This window comes from Streptococcus sp. HMSC065E03 (assembly GCF_001815045.1).
Classification (GTDB): domain Bacteria; phylum Bacillota; class Bacilli; order Lactobacillales; family Streptococcaceae; genus Streptococcus; species Streptococcus parasanguinis_AD.
Map to the genome: position 1 here is coordinate 88682 of NZ_KV818852.1, position 5547 is coordinate 94228.

Genomic DNA, 5547 nt, shown 5'->3' on the forward strand with positions numbered 1-5547 from the left:
ATTGAGAGGCTAGGACTTTTGTCCCAGCCTCTTCGAACATATTCAAACTGTTTTTCCTATAAAATAAGATTAATAATTCTTCATAATAGAAATTATGCTATTTTTTGAATCATTTGGGAGTATATTGAAACTTTCCGCCGTGAGAAAAGTGCTTGAAACAATCTTGTTTCAAGCACTCGGGAGTTTTGAGAGTAAAACAGTTCGGGGAACTGTTTTAGCCTGAGCTCAGAAATTAAAAAGCGAAGGGGCTCAAAACGAATTGAATACGGGCCACAGATTGTGCCAAAAAGATAAGTTCTCCTAGAATCGAAAGATTCTGCGTCAAACATCCTATTTTGACTTTATCCGCAAACGCCCTTTGTATCTTAATTAGTCATGGAACTTCCTGGATTGCTGAAATCATCCACCGGATAATTTCACCTAACGCCCGTACTCACCTAAGGAAAGTTTCTAAATTTTCTTTATCATCAATCCGAAGAAAGGTTTAGCTAACTTTTCTTTTCAAACAATCTTTAGAAATCTTATCCACCAAGGTAGGCCTTGCGGACTTCTTCTGAGGCTAAGAGTTCTTTTCCTGTTCCGGAAAGAACGACTTTCCCTGTTTCCAAAACATAACCTCGGTCTGCGATAGCAAGAGCCTTGTTGGCATTTTGCTCGATCAAGAGAACCGTTGTCCCTTGTTTTTGGATATCTTGGATGATATCAAAGATTTCTTGGATAAAGATTGGAGCCAATCCCATAGAAGGTTCATCCAGAAGCAAGAGTTTTGGCGTTGACATGAGTGCACGACCCATTGCGAGCATTTGTTGTTCCCCACCAGATAGGGTTGCTGCATCTTGGTTCTTCCGTTCTTCCAAACGTGGGAAACGAGAAAAGACTTTCTTCAAGTTAGCTTGATTTTCTTCTCGATCTTTCTTCAAGAAAGCTCCCATCTCCAAGTTTTCCATAACAGTTAAGCCTGGAAAGACGTGGCGGCCTTCTGGAACTTGAGAGAGTCCTGCTGCTACAATCTTTTGAGCCGGAACCTTTTGAATCTCCTGACCTAAAAACTCGATTTTCCCAGCACTTGGACGCACCAAACCTGAAATCGTACGAAGAATAGATGTTTTCCCAGCACCGTTAGCACCGATAAGAGAAACAACTTCCCCTTCATTCACCTCGAAACTGACATCACGGACAGCCTGGATCATGCCATAGTGTACAGAAAGATTTTCAACTTTTAACATAGACATTAGGCTTCACCTCCTAGATATGCTTCGATTACGCGTTTGTTGGTCTTGATTTCATCTGGCGTACCATGGGCAATCAAGCGACCATATTCCAATACATAAATCCGTTCTGTTACTTCCATAACCAAGCTCATATCGTGCTCGATCAGCATGATCGTAATATTAAATTCTTTTTGAATGCGACGGATCAATTGGGTCAATTCTGCTGTTTCTTGAGGGTTCATCCCTGCAGCAGGTTCATCCAAGAAGAGGATTTTTGGCTCTGTAGCAAGGGCACGAACGATCTCCAAGTGACGTTGTTGTCCGTAAGCTAAGTTTTTGGCCAAGGTATCTGCTTCTTTTTCCAAACCAAAAATCGCTAACAATTCAAGGGCTTTCGCTTTCAAAGCTTCTTCATTCTTGTAATAGCTTGGCAAGCGGAAAAGACTCGCAAAGACATGTGGTTTGTGGTGATTGGCAAAGGCAATCAAGACATTGTCCAAAACGCTTAAATCTTTAAAGAGACGAATATTTTGGAAAGTCCGTCCCAGACCACCTGCAGCGATTTTATATGGTGCTTTACCATTTAGCAACTGACCATCTAAGGTAATGGTCCCTTCACTTGGTTCATATACCCCTGTTAGGAGGTTGAAGAGGGTTGTTTTACCGGCACCGTTTGGTCCGATCAATCCAACCAATTCCCCTTCATTGAGTTCCATGGTCACATCCCCAACGGCTGTCAAACCACCAAAGTTTTTTGTTAAATTTTTTACTTCAAGAAGTGCCATTAGTTAGCCTCCTTTTTTGAGAGTAGTTTTTTCAAGCTGAATTCCCATGTTCCAAGAAGACCACCTGGACGGAAGATCATCACGAGAATCAAAGCCAATGAGTAAATGATCATACGTACACTTGAGAAGTCTTGAAGCACCATGTTCAAGATACCCAAGACGATGGCTGCCACAACTGTTCCTGACATTGATCCCAAACCACCAAACACGACAATGATCAAGACATTAATAGTATTGGTGAAAGAGTAGTCTTTAGGAACAACAGAGCCGATAAAGCCGGCTTGGAGAGATCCAGCAATCGCCGCTGTGATCGCACCAAATACAAAGGCGATGACTTTGACTTTGGTCGTATTGATCCCAACAGATTCTGCCGCGATTTCATCTTCACGAACAGAAAGGGTAGAGCGTCCAATTGGACTGCGTAAGAAGTTAATCGTAAAGATCGTTGTAATGACAACAAAGAGGTAAACCAATTGCCAAGTTGTAAAGGCTGGCAAACCAAGGATCCCAGCAGCACCATTTGTTAGAGTACCACCATTGACGATCAAGATCCGGATGATTTCAGAAACCCCAAGTGTCGCAATCGCGAGGTAGTCCCCTTTCAAACGAAGGGTTGGAACCCCAACGATCAAGGCAACGACACCAGCAATCAAAGCACCTAAAACCATCGCACCAAAGAAAGCCCCATAGGTTGGTGATTTAGAACCGAGAATGGCTGCAGAATAGGCACCAATCGCCATAAATCCGGCATGCCCGAGTGAGAATTGACCTGAGAAACCAACGATGAGGTTCAAACCAACTGCAAGGATAATATTAATTCCGATTTGTTCTAAAATTTGGATATAGAAGAGGTTGAGCACACCCGCTGCAACCAAGACTTGGATCAAGGCAAAACCTGCGACCAAAAGACCAAGCCAGACTAAATTCACTTTTAAATTTTGTTTCATGGCTTACACCTTCTCTTTCACATTTTTACCGAGGATACCTGCTGGACGGATGAGCAAGATCACAATCAAGATGGCATACACAATGGCATCACGGAAGTCTGAAAGACCGATCGCTGTAGCGAAGGTTTCCAACAAACCGATAACAAATCCACCTAGGGCAGCACCTGGAATGATTCCGATTCCTCCAAGAACGGCTGCGACAAAGGCTTTGATCCCTGGTGTCATCCCCATCAAAGGCTCGATCGAGTTGTAATACAAACCAATCAAAACACCACCAGCACCAGCCAAGGCTGATCCCAAAGCAAAGGTAAAACTGATCGTACGGTTTACGTTAATCCCCATCAATTGAGCGGCATCACTATCGACAGATACAGCCCGCATGGCTTTCCCCATCTTTGTCTTTTGAATAATAAATTGAAGAGCGACCATCAAGAAAACAGACACTCCCAAGATCATCAACTGAATGTTGGAGATTGAAATAGGACCGAAGTTGTAACGAACCGTTTTAATCACTTGCGGGAAAGAACGGGTATTGGCCCCTACAAAGAAGACCATCCCATATTCGAGCAAGAAGGAAACCCCGATGGCTGTGATCAAGGCTGCAATCCGAGTCGAATGACGAAGCGGACGATAAGCCAGGTATTCAATTACAACCCCTAAAATAGCCGTCCCAACCATGGCTAGGAGCAAGGCTACAAAGAAGTTCACTTTCCACGAGTTCAATAAGAAATATCCCATAAAGGCACCTACCATGTAGATATCTCCATGGGCAAAGTTGATCAATTTGATAATTCCATACACCATGGTATAACCAAGGGCCAAGAGTGCATAGACGCTTCCCAAGATTAGACCGTTCACTAATTGCTGGAGCATTTGAACCATCCTTTCTAACAATAAAGAGCGAGGCCAGGAATTTTCATTCTCCCAGCCTCTTGTACAAACAACAAATGATAATTATGGTTTAACAGACTCAACTGATTTGACTTTACCATCTTTCAAGCCAATCATAAGAGCTGATTTAACCGGGTTGTGGTTCTTGTCAATTGACATTGTACCAGTCACACCTTCCAAGTCTTTCAACTTCGCAAGGTTATCTTTCAATTCGACAGAGTTCTTAGCACCTTTAGATGCTTCTGCAACCATGTAAACTGAATCATAAGCCAAAGCTGCGAACATTGAAGGTTCTTCATTGTATTTCGCTTTGTAAGCTTCTACGAATTTCTTGGCTTTATCAGTCATTTCACCTTCAGTAGAGAATCCAGCTACGTAGTAGATGTCTGTAGCTGCAGCAGGTGTTGCTTGTTCAACGAACTTAGCATCGCTAAATCCATCCCCACCAATGATTGGTTGTTTGATTCCCATACCACGCGCTTGGTTTACGATCTTACCAGTTTCTGTGTAGTAACCTGGAAGAACAATCGCATCGAAGTCTTTATCTTTGATTTTTGTAAGAGCAGCTTGGAAGTCTGTATCCTTAGATTGGAAGGTTTCTGTTGCTACGATTTCACCTTTGTAAGATTTCTTGAAGGCTTCAGCAATCCCTTTCGCATAGTCAGATGAGTTATCGTAGTAAAGAACGACTTTCTTCGCTTTCAAGTTATCCGTTGTGTATTTGGCAATGATTTTTCCTTGGAAGCTATCGATGAAGGTTGCACGGAAAAGGTAATCTTGACCTTTTGTCAAATCATCTTGAGTTGCAGATGGTGTAACCAATGGAACACCTGCTTTACCAGCATTGGCAACCGCTGCTGCAGTAGCACCTGAAGTTGCAGGTCCTACAAGAGCGTTCACTTTTGATTGAGTGACAAGGTTTGTAGTGACTGTAGCTGCTTCAGCTGTTTCAGATTTGTTATCTTTATCTGTGACAACGATCTTCTTACCGTCAGCTCCACCCTTAGCGTTGATTTCATCAACGGCCAATTGAGCACCTTTTTGTTCAGCGCTACCGTAGGCTGCTACTTCACCAGTTTTTTCAAAGTTAAAACCGACTTTTAGTTCTTTGCCGATTTCGTTACCAGTTGTGTTTGAACCTGAAGTAGAAACTTCACCACAAGCAGCAAGAAGAGCGACACTTGCAATGGTTAAAAATGAAAGAGCAAATTTTTTCTTCATTTGTAATGATCTCCTTAAATGAATCTTAAAATAAATACATTAAGAATATACCGAATTATCTGACAATTGTCAATAAAAAAAACGCAATCCATCAAATGATTGCGTTTTCTAAACTTCTGTTACCACAGATGGGGTCTCCAATCGTTGCAAACTCCCCACAAAATCTGTATCTAAATCTTTGAGATGGCAAGGCAAGACTTTTTTGACATAACGTTCTTTCTTTAAGTCTTCCATGACTTGATCCGCCTTGTCACTGTCCACATACAATTGGACATAACGGCATTTCTTAGAATGGTACAAGACATCTCCGACTGATTGTAATTTTTTCCCGTCGCGATTGTAATACAATTTAACAATTAAGCCTGTTCTTTCTTGTTTCTCAAACATGGTCAATCCCTTTCTCGTTCTGTTACTAGTATATCAAATTTCAAGAAAAAGAACTACTCTTTTATGAGAGCAAAAAAGAGAGTGGGACAGAAATCGGTAATTCGT

At 42.0% G+C, this 5547-nt stretch carries 6 protein-coding genes; all 6 read right to left on the reverse strand.

Annotation, left to right across the window (positions count from 1 at the left end):
• Positions 1-521: 521 nt before the first annotated feature.
• The gene (locus tag HMPREF3002_RS05115) at positions 522-1232 is read right to left on the reverse strand and encodes an ABC transporter ATP-binding protein (RefSeq protein WP_003008277.1); all 711 of its coding nucleotides are present in this window, start codon (positions 1230-1232) and stop codon (positions 522-524) included.
• The gene (locus HMPREF3002_RS05120; protein WP_003005595.1) at positions 1232-1996 is read right to left on the reverse strand and encodes an ABC transporter ATP-binding protein; all 765 of its coding nucleotides are present in this window, start codon (positions 1994-1996) and stop codon (positions 1232-1234) included. Before HMPREF3002_RS05120 ends, HMPREF3002_RS05115 begins: the two co-directional genes overlap by 1 nt.
• Positions 1996-2943, reverse strand: coding sequence for a branched-chain amino acid ABC transporter permease (locus HMPREF3002_RS05125; RefSeq protein ID WP_003008278.1), 948 nt, complete (start codon positions 2941-2943; stop codon positions 1996-1998). Before HMPREF3002_RS05125 ends, HMPREF3002_RS05120 begins: the two co-directional genes overlap by 1 nt.
• Positions 2944-2946: 3 nt before the next feature.
• Entirely contained in the window at positions 2947-3816 is an 870-nt protein-coding gene (locus tag HMPREF3002_RS05130; RefSeq protein WP_021153669.1) for a branched-chain amino acid ABC transporter permease, read from the reverse strand.
• A gap of 81 nt (positions 3817-3897) precedes the next feature.
• Positions 3898-5055 (reverse strand): ABC transporter substrate-binding protein, encoded by a 1158-nt coding sequence (locus HMPREF3002_RS05135; protein WP_023918808.1) that lies wholly within the window; start codon positions 5053-5055, stop codon positions 3898-3900.
• A gap of 108 nt (positions 5056-5163) precedes the next feature.
• Positions 5164-5442, reverse strand: a complete 279-nt coding sequence (locus tag HMPREF3002_RS05140) for a DUF2129 domain-containing protein (protein ID WP_023918810.1) — start codon at positions 5440-5442, stop codon at positions 5164-5166.
• Positions 5443-5547: the final 105 nt, after the last annotated feature.